Here is a 22,617-nt window from a genome sequence, read left to right as displayed (position 1 = left end):
CTAGGACGACGATGCTTCTTTATTCGTTATCTTGCAGCTAATCCGACAGTAAAGCATTTGTCTTTCACCCACTCAATGACATACTCAATTGTTGGACAATAGATAAACAAATGACAATCTTGCAGTTTTGTCACCACTGTTAAAGCTTCTTTCAAATTTACTCGCACAGCCGGAATACGATAATCTTTTGAAAATAAAATAACGTGTTCATCATAAATTTTCATTGTTTGTAGCCATTGAATAACCTGCTGAACCTGCTGACATTTTTCTTTAATTAGCACTCGTTTCCAATCAATGGTATTCGTTTTTGTAAAGGGGAATTGCCCCACTAATTTTTCAAAATAAATGCTCGACTGTTTACTTGTCAAAACATCGACTCTATTTCCTAATTCTTCAATTAATTTTTTAAATGGTTTCATTGTATACCTCCATCCACTCATCTTACTCTGTCTGAAAACCGACATTTTCAGAAAATATCTAAATTTAACTGTACCATAAATTCCACAGATTCACTTTGATGAGATAGAATGATATTTATGGAATTTTTTTATTTAAAGTAGATATATGGACCTAAAACAAAACCATTTAAAAAGAAACCTTCTCTACACCATTAAAGTTCGCTATTCCATTACTTTCATTTGCTTTTCCAACAGTCTGTTAAACAACAACCCTTTGTCAGCCGCTAGACTTTTAAACTCTCCCTGCTGAATAACTTGTCCTTCTTGAAGTACAAGTACTTGATCAGCATTGCGAATTGTAGATAATCGATGAGCAATTACAACAATAGTCATTCTGCCTTTTAAACTATCTAAAGCCCGCTGAATTTTATACTCATTTTCCGTATCTAACGCACTGGTGGCCTCATCTAACACAAGAATTTTTGGTTTTTTTAAAATAGCTCTTGCTAGCACTAAACGCTGTCGTTCACCACCAGACAGCTTTATTCCTCTGTCTCCTATTAACGTATCTAAACCGCTTGGTAGATTTTCTACGAAATCAGCAGCTAAGGAAAACTGAAGAACTTCCCACATTCTTTCTTCTGTAGCGTTAGGATCTACTAATAATAAGTTCTCTCTAATGCTCGCATTAAATAAAACTGGATCTTGCGGCACATAGCTAATCAACTGTCGAAATGCCATTATGTTAGTAGCACTTAAAGGAACACCATCTATAAATACGGCTCCTTTTTGAGGTTGATTTAACCCCATTATAATATCAATCAATGTACTTTTCCCAGCACCTGAGCTTCCTACTAGTGCCGTCATTTGATGAACTGGAATGACAAGATTGATATTTTGTAATGCGTAGGCTTCTCCGTCATCGTTGTAACGAAAATGGATATTTCGACAAGCGATTTCTCGTTTAAGTACGAGCTGAGTACTTTGTGACTGTCTATTACCGTACTCTTGCGCTTCTCTACATTCCTCCTGTAAAAGTTTAATCGCTTCAAAAGATGGAAACGACTTCGCAATTTGTTCTAACTCCCCTTGTATACCCGCTACCTTTGGCCAAAGCCTTGAAAAAATTAAAATAATGAGCATTAGCTGGCTAGCTTGGGCCTGGAACAACTTAATCGCAACAAAGATAAAGAGAGCAATAAAAATGGAGGAAGCTACTTTATAGTAAAATTGAGACGTCATCTTCATCTTTGTATATTCCAGCTGCTCACTTTGCATTTGTTTCGTAATAGATGAGTGCCATTCTACCCTCGAAGCTTCTAATGTATTGCTCTTGATATCTTTAATACCATTAATTTGATCAGTCAACCCTGCTACGTAGTCTCTGCCCAATGTGAAATTTCGCTTTCCTAATGACAATGACTTTCTCAAAAAGGTTCGATTGAAAAAGAGCAAAATCGCACCGCATAATAATACAAATAGCGTAATAACAGGTGAGAGCAATAAAGCTAACATAATTTGAATACACGTAAACACTAAAGAAGTCATAAACTGCAAAAGTGCGTGAGTGCCTCCACTGACTCTAGCCACTTCCGTTTGTAATAAATGAATAAGATCTGATTTTCTTTTTCTTAAAAAAAAGCTCCAATTAGCATGTAGAACGCTCTCATATGTTTGCAGGCGCATCTGTCGAAAAAAACCCTGCTGTATCATCGCATTTTTAATAGAGACACGCCTGTACAAAAAGTACTGAACAAAAGCAATCAATACGAATACTACTAAAATAAGCGAAAGACTAAGCTGGTTCGGTACATATGTAAACAACTCAAAGAATTTCATCCCCGATTCATTTACCTTACTAAAATCAACGATTCCACTCATAGTAAGCATTGGAACTAACAATAAAATAGCTACTCCTTCAAGTAAACTAATGGCTACCATAGCCAATAAATTTAAATAAAGAGCCTTTCCAGCATATGAGTGAATTTGTTTCAAGAAATAAAAAACATAATTCATAAATCGACTACACCTCCTAGGAAAATACTTGCTTCCTAGTTTTGCGCCATGCCCATAATACAGGTCGCAAAGGAAAATAGAAAAAATGTAAATAGCTTGGTAAAGGGAGCGTTTCAGCATCCTCTGGATAAGGATATAAAAAGCTAAGCAAGAACCATGCTTTTTGTTGAGTTGACATCAGCGAAAACAAATGACGAGAGTGATAAGCGGAAATGTCTTCGGCTAAAGGCTCCGTATGCAGATTAATCATTTGTTCTAAATAATAAAAGGCTCCTTGTGCTAAGCGTTTTGCCTTTTTTGTTATAAAAAGCTTGTGTGCTCCTTCGGGGATTGACGACTGAAAACATGCTTTTACTAGCAAAAGCGCCTGCCCACCGACATGGTAATTAGAATGTTTTTTTAACAGATTATATACCAGCTTCCATTCTATATCCTGATTTAAAATTTGATGAATATCTGCTAACCAGCGCAGTCTTGACCAGCCGTGCCGAGCTCCATGAGAGATTAAAAACACAGTTAGATCTTCTTGTCCTAAAAAATACACAGGCGAACTTGTTACGGTGCTTAGCCTTTTGCGACTCCATAATTCTTTAAACTGTGGCTCACTGCTTGGGCCTGGATTTAACCGCCAATGAATCTCAAGCTTAATGCGCTTTATAGGATGAAAGTAGGTTACGTGATGATGTCTCCACTTCCAGTCACCCAAGATCGTTTGGATATAATCATCTTTTTCATATCCAAGACTAACAAGCAGCTCTTCAGCTTGCTGTAGATGCTCTATTGAAATTAAAAAATCTAAGTCACTCGATGTCCGAAGCGATAAATTCTGATAAAGATGTTCTGCGATAACAGGACCTTTTAAGAACAAAGTTGGAATATTCTCACCTAAGAATAAGGTACTGACTGCTTCCATTTCACCACTTAAATAAAGCATTTTAATCGTATTATGCTCATATTGTGCTTTTAGTTTTTCTGAAACTGCTTTTGGGATTTTTAATTTCTTATTTTCATTGAGCTTTACATGCAGCAAAGGATATACCCGATGATGCATTGCTAACTTAAAAAAATGATTCCAATCGATTGACCGTGTATAATTAACCCAAGATTCTTCACTTTGATCGTCGTGCTGGTTCCTTAACAACTCTAAAATAAGCTTAAGTTCCTGCGGAATATTTGTTAATGGTAACGTCTGGTTCATCCTGTTCTCCTTTTCGTGGGATGCTTTGCAAACTTTGCAATGACGGTATAACGCTCTTTTCCTTCAACACCTGATACATAAAAGCTCCCACTTCGTAACCACGCGTGAGCTACTAGCTGGTGATCCTCATCTTTAGCCGTTCCTAAATAAAGTGTGCTTTCAATATTTCTTTTTTCCAGCATCTTCATCCCAGCTAGCGCTTTAACCAAGCATTGACTTTCCCAAAAAGTGTAGCCGCTCATTGCGTAAAGCGCGTCTGAAACGTTTTGAAGCGTTTGTTTATGAGCTGCCTCTGTTTCAAAAGAAGTTTCATTCATCTGTAAATGAAGCGATGATGCCACTTTTTCAAATGACTTTTCTTTCATCAAGCGTGCCCATGCTAAATACACAAAAGCTTCAATAAATAAACGCTTTTTTTGACGCTCCAATTCTATAAATCGCCTGCACCTACTCCAAATTTTCATGATGGCCCCCTGCTAGTTATTTATTAGGTGCGTCTTGGATTAAAAGTAAGCCTTCAGCTTTTAGAGAGGTTAAAAAGTGAATGACCTGCTGCTCACAAACGTCTTTTTCGACTTCATACTTTTCTGTTAAGCGTAAGATTAGGTTGCTCACTGTCATCGGTTGCTTTAATTCTTCCCAAATACCACCACCAACTTCACCTAGATTGTAATATTTGCTGTTTTGAATGCTTAGCATAACTTTCTCTCCACCCATATCACTTACAATCTGTCCTTTTGCTTGTGCAACAAGTTGGCTTTTTTCAATCACTTGGCTATTTATCATTTTTCTTCTCTCCTTCATGAATTTTATGTAGAATACTCTCTACTAACTCACTTGCTGTAAAGCGATTAATAGGTCGTTTTAGCTGATACATACTGATTTGGTTAGCGACGGATACTGTGGTTTGAAAATGCCAATCATACAGATTAAACGATTCCATTAAAAAACGACGATACGTATGATTAAACAGCATTTGGAGCTTTTCTATACCCGCTACTTCGTTTATTTCTATTTCCTCTTGATTGCTTTTTACCAACTCTACTACGCCTGCTAGCGGAACTGGACAATTAGCAAACTGAGAAGTAACTGGAATCGAAAACTTTGTTTCACGCTGGACAATCGGGCGATATATGGTAGCGTTCATACCAAAATGACTTAAGCTTTCTTGCCATAGCTTTTGCTGTGGATAAGCAGGAATCACAACTGGCTGGTTATTCTGCAAAGGCAGGGCAATCACATCATCTGTTAGCAGCTCGTATCCTTTTTGTAAAAAAGCTGACGCTAGCGTAGATTTACCCGCGCCTGATTTCCCAACAATTCCGTACGCTTTTCCATTAATAACAACTGCACTTCCGTGTAAAGGCAGGGTTTTTCGCTGCAATAATAGTGCACCCATGCAAGAACCAAGCACATACAGCCTTATTTGATCTTCATTTGAGTTTTTCATAGGACATATGCTAATCTCATTGCCATTTTTTACATCAAAAATGGCTACATCAGGGACTTTAAAAAAGAATCGATTTGCTTCAACATGAAAATATTGATCTTCACGGCATGTTTGATTCCATAAAAGCTCCAACTCTTTTATTTGCACGGTTACTCCCTCTTCGCTTTTTCCTAAATCGACCGCTATCAGTTCCGGGAGCTTCATTTCACTAGCAATTAATAATCCAAACGCTTGATACCTTACTTTTGTTTGAATATCTAACAATCATCACGCCTCCTCTATATTAAAAACACTTTTGTTCATTATAAAGAACAACCAGTGAAAAAGATACGTTCATTAGTTGAAAGATACCCTTATACTGATAAAGTGCGTACAAGGGCAGTCCATCAATTAAATCATCTATTTAGCTATGGTGAATCACTTCATCAACATCAGGCTGCACTGCATCTGGTGTTTTAATTCCAGGCCCTGCCATCGTCATTTTAACTTCTACTACCTCTAATACTGGTAATTCCCACTGTTTTTTCATTCGTTCACCCCCTTTCAATTCATTTTTTTCATAAACCGATAAAAAATTAGGCTACGCATAAGCAATCGAAAGCGAAGGTCGAAAATCAATTCAGGCTTCGGGATAGTACCAATCGTCTTTTTAGCTTCTTTTAAAGAAGCCATATCAAGATAACAAGCCATTTGTTCATCAGAAATTAAAGCTTCAACTTCCTGTAGAAAACTTGGCCATGCTTGAACCATACGTAAAGTCCCGTCAGCGCCTTGCACACCTTTCACCTTTTGATTCATACGAATGTTATCCGGAAGCATCCCTTTTGTAGCTCTTCTAATCAGCGATCTGTCAACTCCATCTTGTACGTATTGAGATTCTGGGACGGATAAGCAAAAACGAATCACGCGCAAATCGTTGGTCGGGTCTCGATCCCACACACCATACCGTACAGATAGTTTAGAGCCATATGTACCAGTAATATTCCAATAATAAGGGTGTTCAAATTGTTTCTCTTTCACTTCATATACGCTGGTTATAGCATTTCCTGTTAAATCAATTTGGTGCTTCTTCAGCTTTTTATATACGTCTTGCTTTCGAGCAAAGTTGGGATTAACCATTTGTGGAAATTGACTTTCTTGCTTTCGGTACGACGACAAATGTAGTAGTGGAAAAGCTTTTCTACGGACAAAATGAAAAACCCTTGAGCGAGTAACGCCGATGTTTTGACTATACAGTTTCATCTCGTGAGACAGCTTTTTCAAAGATAACTTCTTCAAAAGAGATGCCTGGTAGTCAAGCGCATGCCCCCAAGAAATTGTCCAGTTTCCTCTTTGACCATTTAACAAAATACCTATATTCTGTCGCGCAGCTTCTTCATAAATTCCTTTAAGCCAAAACGTGTTCTCAAAAAATTTGTAGGGCATTTCTAATAAGTCAATCCAATCATCGATTTCCGTAAATGGATTTCGCTCTTTAAAATCTAGATAAGTATCTTCTATATTCCCTAAATATTGGACAGTTGATTTTATAAATTTTTTCTCATTAGCTATTCTATATTTTGGCGTCCAATCAACGAAATCTTGAATAGGTACATAGCTAAAGGTGCGAAGTTTTTCCTCTCGATTTCGTAAAGCTTTCGCAGCGAAGCTAACAACTGACCCTGAATCCAATCCCCCGCTTAAATGTGCACCAATTGCTTTATGCGTACGAATTCTTGAGCTAATAGCTACTTGAAAAACTTCTTTAAATGCTTCTTCATATTCCTCGTTTGTTTTCAATAGCAAGTCTTGTTGCTGAATAAATGCATAGCGTGTTAGCGTTACGCGTCCGCTTTTGACGATGATTTGATAACCAGGAGACAGCTGCTTGATCTGTTCGTATACCGTTGAAGATGTATCAACGGACTCAAAGTTCCACGGAATTGTTAAGAATTCTGCTATCCACTCTTCATTTCTTTTTGACCTCACGAATGGCAGATGTAACAGCGGGCGAACAAGGGTAGAAAATGCGAATGTTTCGTAACCATGATGATAATAAAGTGTACGAGCTCCTGAGAAGTCTCTTGCCCCAAACAACTGGTTTTCGCTTTCATCCCAAATCATAAAAGCAAAGTCACCAATTAAATAACTTGGACAGCTACTATTCCAGCGCTCATATGCAAGTAAGATTAGCTCCGTATCAGAAATGTCTCCCCAAGCGTTTTTATCAACACCTAACTTTAAAAAAAGCTCTTCACGATTGTCAATGATAGCATCCGCTGTGATAACAAGCTTTTTCTCTAAATGATAAAATGGGATAGGTTGAGAAATAGATTCAGGCGTAATCCATTGATTATGACAACCCAAAAACAAACCTTTTTGACGCCAAACCTGAATATCATCGGCTGGGTATGATTGAAATGAACGCATTACCCGGTTTATTTCTTCGGTTGATACTTCTCTTGAATTAAAATGGTATATACCAGCAATTGCACTCACTTCTCTACTCCCCACTTTTCTATTCTTAATAAAGAACACATAATTAAAAAATATATCTTATTTTTGTTCTTTATAAAGAACTTTACTATATTTCTTTCTTCATTGCAATACTGTTTCTTCCAGTTTTGTCGTCAATTATTGACCTCTACTAAAACCTTTTTGGAAAGAAAAACGAGAACGACTAGCCGCTAAGCTGTTTACTACTAACTTCTTAAAATAAGAAAACTCCGGTGTACGATGAAAAATTGCCCAATAGAAACCATTAATAATAACTAAATTAAGCACACAGTTGGATAAAAATAACAGAATACTATCCGAACCTTTAAGACTAGACGTCACCAAATGCGTTACGAACAAAGGAATTAAAGCAAATAGTAAATACTTAAAATAGAGCTGGAAGTATTGGCGTAAAGGCTTATGAAATACATATTTATATACCATTTTTGGTTTAACCCAAAAGATAACCGCTATGTTGCTGATGAGCGTTCCTAAAAAAATACCTGATAAACCCATCACTTTTACCAGCACAAGTGACGCAACGATATTCACAGCACCTTCAATTAAAGGAGCATATCGATCTTGATAAAATATTCCACCCGCTTCTTTAAATCGATCTACCGACCCTCGCATTAAAAAAATATACAAATTTACTAATATGAGGCCAATCGTTAGTGAGTCTAATAGCTGTTCTTCATTAAGCCATATCAAAATAAACGAATTAATCGTATTCCACAGTGAAATAACCATACATGACACCAACCAAAAGCTTATAAAAAATAAACGTTGATGAACGACAAACGCATTTTCTCGATTATTTTCTGTGAGCAGCTGGCCAATGCTTGCTGTTATACCTGATAAGCCGTTTAGTATGGTAGCTTGAAACGCACTAATAATCATATAGTAATTATTAAACACTCCTACTACTCCTAGGTTAATATAGTAAGCCATGATGATATTATCTGTACTAAACACCAAGATACCGCCAATTTTATGAAAGAACATGGCTTTCATATTCTTCGTTAACTCTCTTTTTTCTGAAGGTTCTATTTCTCCCTTTACCTCAAATACCCAAGCAAACTTTTTATGAATTAAGCGATTTAATATATAATAAAAGAGAAAGTTAATAACGAGCTGAATAATCAAGAAAGCATATAAGCTTGGATATAGTTTTAATAACACAAACTGTAAAGCAAAGGTCCCCAGCTTAGCTAAGGTCATGCTCACAGCTATTCGATATTCTTCTTGTGCTACAATGAGCAAACTAAATTTATATGAAAAAAAATAGGTGATAACGCTATTCGCTAAAAATAAAAGAAAGTATATTCTTGCGTCCATTATATTCAAATTTCCTTTTATAAACAGCGGTAAAAACGGCAGCATACATATACCTACGCCCAATATAATTGCACCAATTATTTTATAAAATTTAGCATAATAATTAAGGTATCCTTTAATCTTGATTGTATTTCTTTCAGCAAATGGTTGATATAAAGCATATACAATTGCACTACCAATACCTAATTCTAGAATTGATAGCATCCCAATCATGCTAGTATATAGCGCAGTAAGCCCTAGTAGTTCGTTACCTAAAGCATCAATAAAAGCTTTTCTCACTATAAAAGCGGGAAATAATAGTAGAATAAAAGATAATACGTTCATCACCGCATTTAAGGTTGCTTTTTGTACTCTCATTTCATCTTCCACCTTTAATTTGCGGCCTCAAGTAAGGAATACACCTTGAAGATTTCAGCTTCTGTCCCTACTTGTTCATGGCTCAGCTTTTCACAGACAGACTTTTTTAATTCACTATCACAAATCATTTCTTGAATACCTTTAGCCAAACTGACAGCGTTCATTTTTACAATTAATCCATTCTCTCGATCTCTAAGCTGATTATAGACAATCGGAAAATTAGTAGCGACAATCGGCTTTTTCAATAGCCTCGCTTCCGCCATAGCTAAACCATAGCCTTCTAATTTAGAAGGTTGCACGTAGATATCCGCCTGATGTAAAAAAGGATAGGGATTTTGATATGTGCCTAAAAAAACAAATACACCTTCTAAGTGGTAGGCGGCTACTTTTTGCTTTAGGTTCTGTTCTAGTGAGCCTTCACCAATTGCGTACCACTTTATATTGAAGCCTTGCTTTTTTAATCTATAGCACGCTTCAATGGCAAGATCATAGCCCTTTTGCTCAACAAGTCGCCCTATTGTCAATATTCTTATGCCATCGAACAAATCAGTAAACCCTCCTTTTTTTATTGCCATCTCATAAATGAGCGTAGGAGAGATAATATCATAAATGACTTCCACTTTTTTTGCTATGCTTGGTAGCTCAGTCGTCAACACTTCTTTACATGAATCCGAAACAGCAATAATATGGTGAAATTGATTATAGTAATACACATCAAATTTTTTATGATGACGAATTAATTTGTAGTCAGTATTTATCCAGGCAAGTTTTTTAGCTGCCTGTACTTTCTCTGCTACAAAATAAGTTGGCATTCCTTGACTATATGCAATCGCTACGTCATATCTTTGTTCTAGCGGTTCCATTCCTCTATTCGCCCATGTCCATAAAATTTGAGAGGAGTGCATTGTTTTCTTTTTTAAAGGGTTACGCAAAGCAAGCGATGCGAACGTTCTAAAATAGAGTGATTTAAACTCTTTTTCTTTTACTAAATCTACTCGCTTTTTAGCTTGCTTTTTCATATACGCAGGCTGCGGTAAAATAGTAACTTCCTTTGGAAGCATATTTAAATAGAGTCCCTCAATTGAAAATAATAGTAAATCTACTTTATATTTTTGATAATTAAAACAAGCTAATAGTGAGATTAGGCTTTTTTCGGCCCCTCCACTATTTAAAGAGTCGATTACAATTAGGATCCGTTTTTTCATTTAGTTTGCCTCACTTTTCACACGTCTTCTATTTAAGAATACGGCAACCTAGTTCATTAACTCATAAAGCTTCTCTAATTCTTTCTCATTGTGATAGTTTATACTTTTACACTTAGAAGTTAGCTGACTCCTCAAACCCGAGTTATGTAGCATTTCTTCAATTCCACTTGCTATTCCTTCTATAGAAGCTTCACATATAACGCCGTCTTCATAGCTCTTCACCTGACTCACAGCCGTTGGGTAGTTCGTAATAAGCACCGGCTTTGCAAGGATTTGCGCCTCACATATCGTTACTGCTTTCCCTTCGTACCTGGAAGGCTGCACGTATAGATCGGCTGCTTTTATATACGGATATGGATTCATTTTTTTTCCTACCAGTAGGAAATCATTCTCTAAATTATTTTCTTGGATTAACGATTGGAGCATCTCCTCATCCCCACCATATCCAACCACGTACCAGGCGATATTACTATGCCCTTTTGCTTTCAAGTATTTGAATGCTTGCACAGCTCGATCAATCCCTTTAGCATGAGAAAGCCTAGCTACCGTGACAATTTTAAATCGATTATCTTTCGCCATTCGAGATTCTAAAGGCTCATTAGCTTGATTTTCAATAAGCTTAGGGGAGCGAATGTTTTCAACCACTGTTGTTTTATCAGCTAAAGAAGGATACTTTCTTAAGAATGCTTGTTTACACTCTTCTGACACCGCTACGATGTGGTTAAACTGTTTCCATACTTTAAGGTCGAGTACCTTATCCGTTTCGATCGTAGAAAAATCAGTATGTATCCACGCAATTTTAATTTTAGCCTGTACTTTTTCTGCTACAAAATCATGTGGCCATAGATAGCTAATTGCTACATCATACTCTTGCTTCAGAGCAGGTAAGAAAGGCAGAGCATACCTCCACATATACTGCATTTGCTTATAGCCATTTTCAGCACTTTTACAGTAAGCTACTCGATACTTAGCTAAAAGTCGAGCTAGCACAATGGGGAACTGCTTATCTTTTATATTTTGAACAATTGATTTACGAAACGTTTTATATGCTTTTAATTCTGGTAACAGTTTAGCTTTTGATGGTAAGTCCGCAAATAAATCTCCTGTATGACTATGAAGATGAAGATCTACTTCATATGCTTCATAATCAAAATGACCGAGCATACTTAATAAGCTACGCTCCACACCTCCTACTTCCATGTCAAACGAAGAGATTAACATTTTCTTCATGGCTTCACAATCCCTTCGTTATAATGCTACGAATATATGCTAAGTTGTTACCACCAATAAGCTTGACAACTGCTTGCTTTGCCATTCCTTTCGCTTTTTGCCGTGGGGAAAGCCAGCTTTTATAAAAATGGTGGACCGCGTACGTTTCTTCCGTTTGAAGTAGACGACAGTTTATATAATCGTACGGTGAAAAATAACTTTGCGGATAAATAACTGCCATTTCTTCAATATACTGTTGCTCTCCTGTTCTTTTCATTCCCATTTTTTCAAACATTTTTGTCATAACAGCGACGTTTGTCAGCTGGTTGTAGGATCCATCTTTTTGAATAAAGCTTTGCCCATCATAATAATCAAGCATGTTCTTTATAATAGGATGTTCTTTCATAGCACCAAATGTACTTGTCGCGACAAAACTTTTTTCTTCAAAACCAAAGAAAGACTGATTGATTAACAAATTATTAAAGGATTTAAACACTTCTACATCTGTGTCTAAATAAATTCCGCCCATGTTATACAACGCTTGCATTCGAACATAATCACTGACAAATGCATACTGCTCTTGTTTATACGCTTCTTTCACGTATTGGTTAGACTCTAACGATGTATTTGATTCATTCCACTCAATGATTTCGTAATCTTTCAAACAATCTCGCCAGCTTTGAATACACTTTTGAACTAATGGAGGCTTTTCTTTATTACCAAACCAGCAGTAATGAATAATCTTAGGGATTGTTTCTTTGGATTTAGCCACCTCTCATAACTCCTTCCTACTATTCTACCAACGTATTTTTCGTTTCCTGCTGCCATTTAATAAACGCAAAAACCCTTTTATACTCTTCTAACTGTTCTTTTTTCACACCTATCTTCTTTAGTTCATCAATAAAATCTAGCCATTCTTGTTCCGGGAGAGAGTCATGTTGAGGTTGTAATTCTAATAACCAATTAAATTCGACGCCCAATACTGCTGCAATCTTCTCAACAACTTGTATAGATGGGTTTTGGTTTACATTTCGTTCAATATTGCTTAAATATGACTTTGAGACATTTGATCTTTCTGCAAGCTCTGACAAAGTTAAGCCTCTTGATTTACGAATCCTATATATATTATCTCCTATCATTATATACATACCTCATACTTTCTCTTATTGACTACACGATTGAATGACTGCTGGTCATCATACTAGTTTGCAATAGCTTAATAACAGCTGTTTGTTCGTCTACGGAGAGGTTGGAACCAGATGGTAAACACACTCCTGTATAAAAAAGCGTTTCAGCAATATGCTCGACTTCAGAATGGCTATAGTAAAGGCAGCCTTTAAATAGTGACTGTAAGTGCAAAGGTTTCCATACAGGTCTTGCTTCAATTTTGTTTTTCTTTAAGACATTTATAATTTCTTTAGGCTTTAGGTTTAGCTTGTCACAATCAATTGTAAGGGCTGTCAGCCATCGATTGGTGATAGTCTCTCGTAGCTCAGGCATGAACGCAACGCCGTTAATATGAGATAAACGTTTATAATAGCGCTGAAATACTTCTCTCCTAGCTTCAATTCGTTTCTGTAAAACATTTAATTGAGCCAAACCAATTCCAGCCAATATGTTGCTCATCCGGTAATTGTATCCCATCGTGCTATGCTCATAGTGAATCGCTGGATCCCTTGCTTGTGTTGCTAAAAACTTCGCTTTGTTCAATGCTTCTTCATTATTTGAAACAAGCATTCCACCACCTGATGTCGTAATAATTTTGTTGCCGTTAAATGAATAAATACCAAAATCACCGAACGTTCCTGTATACTGGCCTCTATAAGTGGAGCCTAGAGATTCAGCAGCATCTTCAATTACAGGTACCTTATATTTCTGACAAAGTTCCATAATTTCGTTCATCCTTGCACTTTGTCCATACAAATGAACGACAATTACAGCTTTAGGTAACTGATTTATTTGAACAGCTTCTTTCAATGCTCTTTCTAGTGCACGTGGAGACATATTCCATGTATCTGGCTCTGAGTCAATAAAAACCGGTTCTGCTCCTTGATAAAGAATGGGATTAGCACTTGCCACAAATGTTAGAGTTGAGCAAAATACCCGATCTCCTTTTTTAACTTCTAGCAAAGAAAGAGCTAAATGAATGGCAGCAGTACCTGAACTTACTGCTACAGCTCCTTTAGCTCTTACGTATAAGGCTACTTCTTGCTCGAACCGGTCAATATTAGGGCCTACTGGTGCAATCCAATTCGTTTGAAATGCTTGTTGAATATACCTTTGCTCTTCTCCGCTCATATGAGGAGGCGATAAATAAATTTGGTACATGGAACTTACTCACCTTCTTTCTGCTTTTATGGAGTTATTATTTTTCACTATTGCTGGCGAGCCTACTGCTATACAATAACTTGGTAAATCTGATGTAACCGTTGAGCCAGCACCAATTATTGACCATGCTCCAATTTTTTTTTGAGGGATAACGGTAGCTCCTGCTCCAATAAATGCGCCTTCACCTATTGTTACTTCACCTGTAATCGTAGCTCGAGGAGCAGCATGTACATAATCTTCTAGTAAACTATCGTGTTCAATGATTGCACCTGAGTTGATAATGCAATGTTTTTTTATCACTGCACCAGCATTAACAACCGCATATGGCATAATAACGGTTCCATTATCAATCTCTGCTGTTTGACTGATAACAGCCGTTGGATGAATAACAGATAAATACTGACTGGGTGAAAGATTTAACAGCTCCATTAACTGTCTTCTTATTGAATTATCTCCAATAGCAATACTAATTTGAAATACATACGCACTCTCCAATTTTTCTATATACGATATAGGTGCATAAATCACTTCATCCTCAAAGAAATTGGTCTGATATTGATCATCTAACACCGCGATAATGATATGGCCGTTTAAGCGAATTATCTCTTGAATAACTTTACTGTGACCTCCGTTACCTATAACAACAACATTCATCCTATATCACATCTTTCGAACCCGTAAATTTATCCGTCGTGACGTGCCCTTGCTTTGAAACCCCTTCTTTTTTTACAACTTTTAAAGCCGTCAGTAGTAATATTTTCAAATCCAAGCCCATCGTTTGGTTTCGAACATACCAAGTATCTAACGCAAGCTTTTCTTCCCAAGAAAGATTGTTCCGACCGTTCACCTGTGCCCATCCTGTTATTCCCGGTCTAACTGAATGACGAGTTTCTTGTTCTTTTGTATAGAGGGTTAAGTATTCCATTAAAAGTGGTCTAGGTCCCACTAAGCTCATGTCCCCTTTTAAAACATTAACTAATTGGGGAAGTTCATCTAAGCTATATTTCCTTAAAAATAATCCCATTTTGGTTAACCTTATATGGTCAGCTAATAGTTCACCCTCTTCATCTACCGTCGAGTTCATTGTACGAAGTTTGTATACATAAAAAGGTTTCTCCTCTAAGCCAGGACGCTGTTGCTTAAAGAAAATTGGTGAACCTAAGCTAAATTTCACAATCATACAACAAATTAGTAGTATAGGAAATAGTAGAATTAATAAGATAAATGTAACAACAATATCAAGTAAACGCTTCATGTGAACACTTACTCCTTATCTTGTTTACTTTTTGACGTAGCATCTGCTGTCACATTCACGGCTAGTAAACTCTGCTTTAAATCATCAAGTACTTCCGAAAGCGTTAAGTGTGTGGCTACCTGTGCTTTTTTCTCCAATTCAGCTAAAATCCGCCGTAATGTCTGTTCATTTAGTTGCTTAATGTTAGAAGCCATTAAATTCATCCTATTCTGATAAAAGTATTTTCTGCACTGATTGAGTGGTGTACCCATTTGGGTTTAATTTCTGCCAATTCCACGTATCTTTACAAATCTCATCAATACCACGAAGCGCAGACCAATTTAATTCTTTTTCCGCTTTCGTTACGTCAGCAAAGCAAATGGCCATGTCACCACTTCGACGATTCGTTGTACGAAACGGAATATTTTTCTTTGAAGCAAGCTGGAATGCAGCCACTAGTTCCAATACACTATAGCCTTTTCCTGTTCCTAAGTTATACGTATGAATTCCTGTTTGATTCCTCACCTTTTCCATTGCTTTTATATGTCCTATAGCCAAATCTACGACATGAATATAGTCTCGAACTCCCGTACCATCAACCGTCGGATAGTCGTTTCCATAAACATTAAGGTGAGAAAGCTCACCTATTGCTACTTGTGAAAGATATGGCATTAGGTTGCTTGGAATCCCTCGAGGGTCTTCACCGATTAACCCACTCTCATGAGCACCAACAGGGTTAAAATATCTTAGTATTGCAATGCTCCATGAAGCATCTGAGCCATACAAGTCACCTAAGACTTGTTCGATGATCTCCTTCGTTTTTCCATAGGGATTAATCGCTCCTAAGGGGGTTTTTTCTGTAATGGGAACCTGCTTGCTCTTCCCATAAACAGTTGCTGACGAGCTAAATACCATCTTTTTCACCCCGTATTGCTTCATTACATTACATAGTACAAATGTTGAAGTTAGATTGTGCTGATAGTACATCAAAGGTTCCTTTACAGACTCTTCAACAGCTTTGAGACCCGCTAAATGTATAACTGCTTCGATAGGATGTTTTGCAAAGATTTGTTTAAGCTTTTGCTCATCCAGTAGGCTGATACCATATGTAACGAAAGACTTCTCAGTTAGCTTAGAAACCCTTTTTAATGCTTCAGGATGACTATTTGAAAAATTATCAACTACAATCAGCTCATAGCCTGCATTTAATAGCTCTACGCAGAGGTGACTGCCAATATAACCAGCTCCTCCTGTGACTAAAATAGCCATCTTTTTCCTCCTCCACTCACTTTACTCTTAAACTTTTAAAACCAGTTTAAGAAGTCACTTTTATATATAATATTTAACGTCACCACGTGCTCGTAATAAAAATAAACAAAGTAAAAAGCTAAGATTCCGTAGTAAACGACTTTCTGATCTTTCTCTCGAAATAGCTTGACTAGCCAGGAAATTAAAATTAGCTGATAAAGACCAAAGTAAATGGTAAAGCGAGCAAAGATCCAGTTTTGTGTTGAAACAATCATGAATACAAAGCCAAGAAGCGTCATATTGACGATATAATCACTTTCTGGAAATAATTCTCGCAGCCGCTCTCTCCCTAAATAGGCAATGACTAAAGGTATGGCATTAATCAAAACTCGTAGAAAATTCGCTCCTCCTTCATCAAAGTTTTTGTACTCTGCATACTGGGTATCTTCAATAGCTGAAAACAAGATGTTTATAAATTGGTCAAAGCCAATCACTGCAGTTACAGCTAACAAAACGAGAGCGACTGTAGATTTAGACCATGCTTTTGTCCGAACAACAAAATATAAAGGAAGTAAAATAAATGCGCTTTGATGAAAAAACGAAGCGCATATAACAACTAGAAAATATCCTTTCCATCTACCTTCAATTAGCAGTTTTGTGGCTGTGAAGATAATAGCTGCTGCTAACATTTGCCTAATACCATTCATTGATACTAAAAATAAACCTCCCGTAATGTATACATAAAGGCTTAAATCTAGCATTCTCGAATATTTATAGAGGACGGTTACAACCAAAACATTTGTTATTAAAGCTGTTGAAAAGATGAGAAGCTGTGGGTCTTGTGAAAGGTTCTTTAGCTGCATTTGAAACAACCCAAACCCGATGTCTTTTTGACTCATCACATATTGCCACGTAAAATCATTGGATGTGTAAATATCTATATAAGCCAATGTATCGCCGATATTTGATCTCAAACCTGAAATACAAACAAGCGCCATCAGCGCTCCTGTAACAAGAAGCTTATTAGGGCGAATTTCAACAGGTGAACCTGATTCCATTAAAGGTGTAGCTGCATATCGTGAAAAAAAGACAATAAAAAGACAATAATTAGGTTTAACCATAAAAGAGCCATTTGAAAAGATCCTTTCATTTAAACCAAGTTTTAGGATATAAACATTCTCGTTTTTAACGTAATATAGCCATATAGCGTAATACCAAGTGGGACAGCTAACAGAGTTATTGTTTTAAGAGGTGTCTCCTTTAAAAACTGACCGTTCCGGCTGATGAGGCTGCTTGATACATAATGAACAGCTTGGCGAAATTTAAACAGAGGGCTGGCAAAAGGAAGTTTCATCAACTCTTTTCTGTAAAATGCAAACCCCTGTGGATTCTTTAGATACTGTGATAACATATTTTGAGATGATCCATCGGGAAGATATTCTACACAGCACAAAACTTCGTTCATTAAAAGCAGCTCATAGTCTTTATCAAGCATGTGATACTTATAAGCAAGCCCGACATATTTTTCACCTTCAAACAGTGGATATGGATATCTTTTAGTTAGTTCTGTTCGATATACAAGCTTTTTATCTCCTGTAACGCCGTGCTTATGATAAAGATGAAACAGCGTTGACTGCTTTAATTCTTCAGGAAAAGCCGTTCCGATGATAGTGCCGTTACGGTTTGAATCTAACCCCATAATTCCGCTTACGCTGCTATTTCCGTATCGCTTCCAATGCTGTATAATCTTCTCTACCGCGTCTCTTGGCATGTAATCGTCTGAGTCGATACAGACATTCAGTTCTGTATCTATTAATTCATACGCCTTATTGTGTGCAGCGTGCATGCCTTTATTTTCTTGGAAATAATAGGAGATATCTACATCTCCTTCTTCTTTCCAAACAGCCACTTTTTGACGAGTATCATCCGTGGAGCCATCATCGATAATTAACCAAATAAAGTCTTTGCACGTTTGGACTTTTAAACTTTCATAACAATCGTTCAAACAATATGCCCGATTATATGTTGGCGTAAAAATGGTTATGGTTTTCATCATGGCCCTCCTTCATGCACACCCGATAAAACTGCTCAATTTTTTCAGCTTGATGCTTAATGTTATAGCCTTTTCTATCTAATAAATAAGCCACTTCTTTTCGAGGCAAAGAAGGGTCTATAAAAGATAGAACCCTTTCCCACTCCTTCACCTTATCTAGTGATAATCGCTGAATAAGACCACATTCCATGTCAACTTCTTCACTGATGCCATCAGAGATGATACAGGGTAGACCACATGCTTGTGCTTCAATCAAGGTTAAGGGTAACCCTTCATGTACTGAAGGAAAAACAAAGCAATCAAACCCTTGCAAGATCTCATGAACATCTGAGCGAACGCCTAATAATCTAACGCTTTGTGCGAGCTCCAGTTCTTTAATTTGCTTTTCAATCTCGCTTTTTAATACTCCCTCTCCAACGAGGACCAGCACGGTATTTTGATTTTTTTGATGAACTTTATGAAATAATTCAAGTAAAAAGCGATGGTTTTTCTGATGGTTAAAGCGACCAACATGTCCCCATACAAGTGTACGTTCATTAACGCCCCACTCTGCACGAGCTTTCTGCCTTGCTTGCTGACAATAGCGGAATCGATCCACGTCAACTCCGTTGTTCAACAGAATGACTTTCCTGTCATGCTTCTGAAATAACCAGCTAGCAGCTGCTTTTGAACAAGCATATAAGTGTGTAGCAGATGGGACAATTCGAGTTCCTGCATACCATTTATAAGTGCGCGCCACTAAACCACCTTCACTTCTCGTATTATGACTATGGGCAATTCGAATTGGAATTTTAGCTTTTTTAGCTGTTTGCAGTACAAAACCACTCATTTTATCTAAATGAGCGTGTACAATTTGATAAGTGTGATGTTGTTGAAAAAATAAGTAGAGTTGCTTTAAATACAAGCGGTGACCAACTTCAGTTACATATGGAATACGGTAGACCTTTCCACCCAGTTCTTTTATTTCTGAATCAAAAACCCCTTCTTTGCATGTTAAAAATCAAACTGAACTTTAGAACGGTCGATGTTGCGATACAAATTCATGAGCAACGTTTCTGCTCCACCTCTGTTCATATTAACGACAACATGAAGTACTCTTAATTTGCAATCCACCGTTTCTCTTCCTTTCTCATACATGCTTCATAGATTGCTCTTTTTCTATCCATTACTTTCTCTAAACTGTAATGATTCATAATTGCGTTTCTCCCTTTCATGCCCATTCTATATTTTAATTCTTGGTTTGTTGCTAGCTCTTCAATATAAGAAGCAAATTCTTGCAGAGTATGAGCAATGAAGCCGTTTTGTCGCTGCTGAATTAGTTCTCTATGTCCTCTATTATCTGTACCTACGATCGGTAACCCACATGCCATGGCTTCCATTACATTGACGGGTAGACCTTCTCTAAAACTTGAAGCAACAGCAACATCGCAAAGCGGCAGTAATTCATTTAAGTCCTTATGATACCCTAAAAACTCAACGCTTTCTCTTACACCTAATTGTTCAGCTAATAACCTGCAATTTGCTTGTAAAGGTCCCTCTCCTGCAAGCAACAATTTAGCATGTGGTATTCGTATTTTTAACTCTTTCATTAAATGAATAAGGTACTGTTGATTTTTATTGTGATTAAACTCTCCGGCGTAGATTAGTAAAAAATCCTGAGAATTGTAGCCTAGTATTGTTTTATTAAGATTTTTGGACCTTGGCTTGAATTTATCAGTATTAACCCCTACACCTTTTACATGCACTGTTTTATGCGCTTTTAGTTTTGTTTTAGCCAGATGATAATCTTCACTATTAATTGTAATTAAAACATCAGTGTAAGACGAAATTGCTCGCTCAATTGGATAATATACAAGCCAATTTAATAAAGGTGCCCCTTTATAGAAATGAAAGCCGTGCGCTGTATAAAGGACATACGCTTCATGCTTTCGAATTTGTAAAGCCGCTAAGCGCCCTAATATGCCACCCATTGGCGTGTGGCAGTGAATAACTTCATATTGATGCTTTTTCATTAGTTTCTTTAACTCTTTATATGCAAGCAGATTCTTCATATGAAAAGGTGAACGCTGAATAGATAACGCATGCTGGTGAGTGACATATGGTAAATCCATTGTTTTAGCCGCTGCAACATGAACTTCCCACCCTTGTTCTTTAAACCACTTTAAATATGGAAGGTGAAACGCATTGAAGTGAAAATCAACTGTCGCACAAAACAATATTTTAGGCATAGACGAGCGTTCCTTTCTACTACAGTAATATTAACTTGATACAGATAATGTCTTATCTACCTTCTTATTTGATAAATAAATTAACTCGCTGCGCAGTTCATGCTTATTTAATTCATGAGATGTTGCAAGTAATCTCTCAATCTCTTGAAAATAAGGCGAAGATGTTTTGCCTACGTAAATTTTTGGATAAATCTGTTCCTCATGAACTTCTTCTTTTGTCAATAATTCTTCAAATAGTTTTTCTCCTGGACGAATTCCCGTGTATGCAATGTCAATATCATCCAAACTATAACCAGATAAGGTAATTAAATTTTTAGCTAAATCAACAATTCTCACAGGCTTTCCCATATCTAAAACAAATACTTCGCCACCTTTTGCTAATGCTCCAGCTTGAATAACAAGTCGAGACGCTTCTGGAATCGTCATAAAATAGCGAACCATTTCTGGATCTGTAACGGTCACAGGTCCTCCTGCTTCAATTTGCTTCTTAAAAAGAGGAATAACACTCCCTCTGCTTCCAAGCACGTTTCCAAAGCGGACGGCTACAAATGTTGTTGCACTCTGTTCATTCATATATTGAACAATGGATTCAGCTAATTTTTTTGTTGCTCCCATAACGCTTGTCGGATTTACGGCTTTATCTGATGAAATCATGACAAATGTGTTCACGTGATTATCACTGGCAGCTCTTGCTACGTTCATCGTGCCAATAACATTGTTTTTTACAGCTTCCTCTGGATTATGTTCCATAAGTGGAACATGTTTATGAGCGGCGGCATGATACACGACGTCAGGAGCATAGTGTTTCATCACACGCATCATTTTTTCAGCATCTTGAATATCTGCAATTTCTGTTATAAAAAGCGTTTTCGTAGTGGGGAATTGCTCTTTTAGCTCTACGCTAATCGAATAAATACTGTTTTCTCCGTGTCCCAATAAGATTAATTGCTTAGGCGCAAACCCTGTAATTTGTCTAGCGATTTCAGAACCAATGGATCCACCAGCTCCCGTAATGAGAACCGTTTTATTTGTTACGTACTTGGCCACGCTTTGCATGTCCATATCTACAGGCTCTCTTCCCAACAAGCTCTCTATCTTCACATCTTGAAATTGATTGACTGATACTTTCCCAGTTACCAAATCTTCAAGCATTGGAAGTGTCTGAGTTTTCACTCGTGTTTTAACACAAGCTTTTGATATGCGATGTAACTGCTTTTTTGTTAAAGAAGGAATTGCAATTATGATATTGTCAATTTTCAAATCACTAACGACCCAATCAATGCTGTCCAAGCCTCCTACAACTCTTACACCTAAAATATCAAGGTGTTGCTTGCTTACGTTATCATCAATAAACGCAACAGGATAAAGCTCACTTTGTTTGTTTTTTACTAGCTGTCGCACAACCATGGTGCCGGCAGAGCCTGCGCCTACAATTAGTGTTCGTTTTTTCTTTTGCTTTTCTTTATTTAAAGAATCTAAATAAACACGCCACACAAACCGTGACCCCCCAATAAGCAAAAGATGCAAAAGCCACGTTATTAATAAAAGTCGAACATGAACGGTCTGTATAATCACTTGTTGAAACACACCGGCCAGCATAACTGAGTAAGAAACAGCTTTTAAAATGATAACGAGCTCCCCTACGCTTGCATACTCCCATGATTTATAATATAAGCCCAATTTAATAGCGAACAGATGGTGCCCAAGCAGCAATACTAGTGAACTCATCCACATTTCAGCAGTTACTATATGAAAGTCACTATTAACAAGAAATCTACTAATGAAGATTGTCATGAAAACAATACATGAATCGATGACGATAAATAGTGATAATCTCTGTCTGTACGTCATGAATTGATCCCTTTCTTTCTGGAATTAAT

The 22,617-nt window shown here is 37.1% G+C and carries 21 protein-coding genes and 2 pseudogenes; all 23 read right to left on the bottom strand.

Features of this window, described 5'->3' with window-relative positions; all coding sequences use genetic code 11:
* Positions 1–26 precede the first annotated feature (26 nt).
* Complete coding sequence (locus LZP85_RS07600; RefSeq protein ID WP_025910496.1) at positions 27–419, bottom strand: CDI toxin immunity protein; 393 nt, start codon at positions 417–419, stop codon at positions 27–29.
* Positions 420–620: 201 nt separating this feature from the next.
* Positions 621–2,414 (bottom strand): ABC transporter ATP-binding protein, encoded by a 1,794-nt coding sequence (locus tag LZP85_RS07595; RefSeq protein WP_206782413.1) that lies wholly within the window; start codon positions 2,412–2,414, stop codon positions 621–623.
* Positions 2,415–2,430: 16 nt separating this feature from the next.
* Positions 2,431–3,612, bottom strand: a complete 1,182-nt coding sequence (locus LZP85_RS07590; protein WP_206782414.1) for a nucleotidyltransferase domain-containing protein — start codon at positions 3,610–3,612, stop codon at positions 2,431–2,433.
* A complete protein-coding gene (locus LZP85_RS07585) occupies positions 3,609–4,076 on the bottom strand; it encodes a lasso peptide biosynthesis B2 protein (protein ID WP_062686464.1) in 468 nt (155 codons plus the stop codon). Before LZP85_RS07585 ends, LZP85_RS07590 begins: the two co-directional genes overlap by 4 nt.
* 16 nt (positions 4,077–4,092) lie before the next feature.
* Positions 4,093–4,398 (bottom strand): lasso peptide biosynthesis PqqD family chaperone, encoded by a 306-nt coding sequence (locus LZP85_RS07580; RefSeq protein WP_206782415.1) that lies wholly within the window; start codon positions 4,396–4,398, stop codon positions 4,093–4,095.
* Complete coding sequence (locus LZP85_RS07575; RefSeq protein WP_374955874.1) at positions 4,388–5,326, bottom strand: phosphoenolpyruvate carboxykinase (ATP); 939 nt, start codon at positions 5,324–5,326, stop codon at positions 4,388–4,390. The genes LZP85_RS07580 and LZP85_RS07575 overlap by 11 nt, the downstream gene beginning before the upstream one ends.
* 139 nt (positions 5,327–5,465) lie before the next feature.
* Entirely contained in the window at positions 5,466–5,591 is a 126-nt protein-coding gene (locus LZP85_RS07570) for a paeninodin family lasso peptide (RefSeq protein ID WP_062686466.1), read from the bottom strand.
* Positions 5,592–5,605: 14 nt separating this feature from the next.
* A complete protein-coding gene (locus LZP85_RS07565; protein ID WP_206782416.1) occupies positions 5,606–7,540 on the bottom strand; it encodes an asparagine synthase-related protein in 1,935 nt (644 codons plus the stop codon).
* A gap of 135 nt (positions 7,541–7,675) precedes the next feature.
* Entirely contained in the window at positions 7,676–9,232 is a 1,557-nt protein-coding gene (locus tag LZP85_RS07560) for a lipopolysaccharide biosynthesis protein (RefSeq protein WP_234562131.1), read from the bottom strand.
* 14 nt (positions 9,233–9,246) lie between these two features.
* Positions 9,247–10,437: a glycosyltransferase gene (locus LZP85_RS07555; RefSeq protein WP_119542783.1), complete on the bottom strand. Its 1,191-nt coding sequence runs from the start codon at positions 10,435–10,437 to the stop codon at positions 9,247–9,249.
* Positions 10,438–10,485: 48 nt separating this feature from the next.
* Positions 10,486–11,667, bottom strand: a complete 1,182-nt coding sequence (locus LZP85_RS07550; protein ID WP_119542782.1) for a glycosyltransferase — start codon at positions 11,665–11,667, stop codon at positions 10,486–10,488.
* Positions 11,668–11,671: 4 nt separating this feature from the next.
* A complete protein-coding gene (locus LZP85_RS07545; RefSeq protein ID WP_119542781.1) occupies positions 11,672–12,418 on the bottom strand; it encodes a glycosyltransferase family 32 protein in 747 nt (248 codons plus the stop codon).
* A 19-nt stretch (positions 12,419–12,437) separates the two neighbouring features.
* Complete coding sequence (locus LZP85_RS07540; RefSeq protein ID WP_062686472.1) at positions 12,438–12,785, bottom strand: helix-turn-helix domain-containing protein; 348 nt, start codon at positions 12,783–12,785, stop codon at positions 12,438–12,440.
* A 31-nt stretch (positions 12,786–12,816) separates the two neighbouring features.
* Positions 12,817–13,974 carry an aminotransferase class I/II-fold pyridoxal phosphate-dependent enzyme gene (locus LZP85_RS07535; RefSeq protein ID WP_206833456.1) on the bottom strand — a complete coding sequence of 386 codons (1,158 nt, stop codon included), beginning with the start codon at positions 13,972–13,974 and terminating at the stop codon, positions 12,817–12,819.
* 9 nt (positions 13,975–13,983) lie between these two features.
* Positions 13,984–14,628, bottom strand: a complete 645-nt coding sequence (locus LZP85_RS07530) for an acetyltransferase (protein ID WP_119542779.1) — start codon at positions 14,626–14,628, stop codon at positions 13,984–13,986.
* A gap of 1 nt (position 14,629) precedes the next feature.
* Positions 14,630–15,229: a sugar transferase gene (locus tag LZP85_RS07525; RefSeq protein ID WP_119542778.1), complete on the bottom strand. Its 600-nt coding sequence runs from the start codon at positions 15,227–15,229 to the stop codon at positions 14,630–14,632.
* Between the two features lie 8 nt (positions 15,230–15,237).
* Positions 15,238–15,423 (bottom strand): hypothetical protein, encoded by a 186-nt coding sequence (locus tag LZP85_RS07520; RefSeq protein ID WP_062686476.1) that lies wholly within the window; start codon positions 15,421–15,423, stop codon positions 15,238–15,240.
* Positions 15,424–15,433: 10 nt separating this feature from the next.
* On the bottom strand, positions 15,434–16,477 hold the full coding sequence (gene galE, locus LZP85_RS07515; protein WP_206833455.1) for a UDP-glucose 4-epimerase GalE: 1,044 nt from the start codon (positions 16,475–16,477) through the stop codon (positions 15,434–15,436).
* Between the two features lie 35 nt (positions 16,478–16,512).
* Positions 16,513–17,588: pseudogene (locus LZP85_RS07510) on the bottom strand (EpsG family protein).
* Between the two features lie 30 nt (positions 17,589–17,618).
* Positions 17,619–18,509, bottom strand: a complete 891-nt coding sequence (locus tag LZP85_RS07505; RefSeq protein WP_119542776.1) for a glycosyltransferase family 2 protein — start codon at positions 18,507–18,509, stop codon at positions 17,619–17,621.
* Positions 18,475–19,622: pseudogene (locus LZP85_RS07500) on the bottom strand (glycosyltransferase family 1 protein). Before LZP85_RS07500 ends, LZP85_RS07505 begins: the two are co-directional and overlap by 35 nt.
* A complete protein-coding gene (locus LZP85_RS07495; RefSeq protein ID WP_119542774.1) occupies positions 19,607–20,737 on the bottom strand; it encodes a glycosyltransferase family 4 protein in 1,131 nt (376 codons plus the stop codon). Before LZP85_RS07495 ends, LZP85_RS07500 begins: the two are co-directional and overlap by 16 nt.
* A 30-nt stretch (positions 20,738–20,767) precedes the next feature.
* Positions 20,768–22,588 (bottom strand): polysaccharide biosynthesis protein, encoded by a 1,821-nt coding sequence (locus tag LZP85_RS07490; protein WP_119542773.1) that lies wholly within the window; start codon positions 22,586–22,588, stop codon positions 20,768–20,770.
* Positions 22,589–22,617: the final 29 nt, after the last annotated feature.

It is taken from the genome of Priestia flexa (assembly GCF_021441905.1).
GTDB classification, from domain to species: Bacteria; Bacillota; Bacilli; order Bacillales; family Bacillaceae_H; genus Priestia; species Priestia flexa.
This window is presented reverse-complemented; position numbering and strand designations above follow the sequence as displayed.

What these genes read in the sequence shown, in the direction of transcription:
- LZP85_RS07560 (WP_234562131.1), bottom strand. Translation starts at nt 9,232, where the DNA reads ATGAGAGTACAAAAAGCAACCTTAAATGCGGTGATGAACGTATTATCT.
- LZP85_RS07535 (WP_206833456.1), bottom strand. Translation starts at nt 13,974, where the DNA reads ATGTACCAAATTTATTTATCGCCTCCTCATATGAGCGGAGAAGAGCAA.
- LZP85_RS07585 (WP_062686464.1), bottom strand. Translation starts at nt 4,076, where the DNA reads ATGAAAATTTGGAGTAGGTGCAGGCGATTTATAGAATTGGAGCGTCAA.
- LZP85_RS07590 (WP_206782414.1), bottom strand. Translation starts at nt 3,612, where the DNA reads ATGAACCAGACGTTACCATTAACAAATATTCCGCAGGAACTTAAGCTT.
- galE (WP_206833455.1), bottom strand. Translation starts at nt 16,477, where the DNA reads ATGGCTATTTTAGTCACAGGAGGAGCTGGTTATATTGGCAGTCACCTC.
- LZP85_RS07570 (WP_062686466.1), bottom strand. Translation starts at nt 5,591, where the DNA reads ATGAAAAAACAGTGGGAATTACCAGTATTAGAGGTAGTAGAAGTTAAA.
- LZP85_RS07595 (WP_206782413.1), bottom strand. Translation starts at nt 2,414, where the DNA reads ATGAATTATGTTTTTTATTTCTTGAAACAAATTCACTCATATGCTGGA.
- LZP85_RS07600 (WP_025910496.1), bottom strand. Translation starts at nt 419, where the DNA reads ATGAAACCATTTAAAAAATTAATTGAAGAATTAGGAAATAGAGTCGAT.
- LZP85_RS07520 (WP_062686476.1), bottom strand. Translation starts at nt 15,423, where the DNA reads ATGGCTTCTAACATTAAGCAACTAAATGAACAGACATTACGGCGGATT.
- LZP85_RS07555 (WP_119542783.1), bottom strand. Translation starts at nt 10,437, where the DNA reads ATGAAAAAACGGATCCTAATTGTAATCGACTCTTTAAATAGTGGAGGG.
- LZP85_RS07525 (WP_119542778.1), bottom strand. Translation starts at nt 15,229, where the DNA reads ATGAAGCGTTTACTTGATATTGTTGTTACATTTATCTTATTAATTCTA.
- LZP85_RS07580 (WP_206782415.1), bottom strand. Translation starts at nt 4,398, where the DNA reads ATGATAAATAGCCAAGTGATTGAAAAAAGCCAACTTGTTGCACAAGCA.
- LZP85_RS07505 (WP_119542776.1), bottom strand. Translation starts at nt 18,509, where the DNA reads ATGAAAACCATAACCATTTTTACGCCAACATATAATCGGGCATATTGT.
- LZP85_RS07490 (WP_119542773.1), bottom strand. Translation starts at nt 22,588, where the DNA reads ATGACGTACAGACAGAGATTATCACTATTTATCGTCATCGATTCATGT.
- LZP85_RS07550 (WP_119542782.1), bottom strand. Translation starts at nt 11,667, where the DNA reads ATGAAGAAAATGTTAATCTCTTCGTTTGACATGGAAGTAGGAGGTGTG.
- LZP85_RS07530 (WP_119542779.1), bottom strand. Translation starts at nt 14,628, where the DNA reads ATGAATGTTGTTGTTATAGGTAACGGAGGTCACAGTAAAGTTATTCAA.
- LZP85_RS07540 (WP_062686472.1), bottom strand. Translation starts at nt 12,785, where the DNA reads ATGATAGGAGATAATATATATAGGATTCGTAAATCAAGAGGCTTAACT.
- LZP85_RS07495 (WP_119542774.1), bottom strand. Translation starts at nt 20,737, where the DNA reads ATGCCTAAAATATTGTTTTGTGCGACAGTTGATTTTCACTTCAATGCG.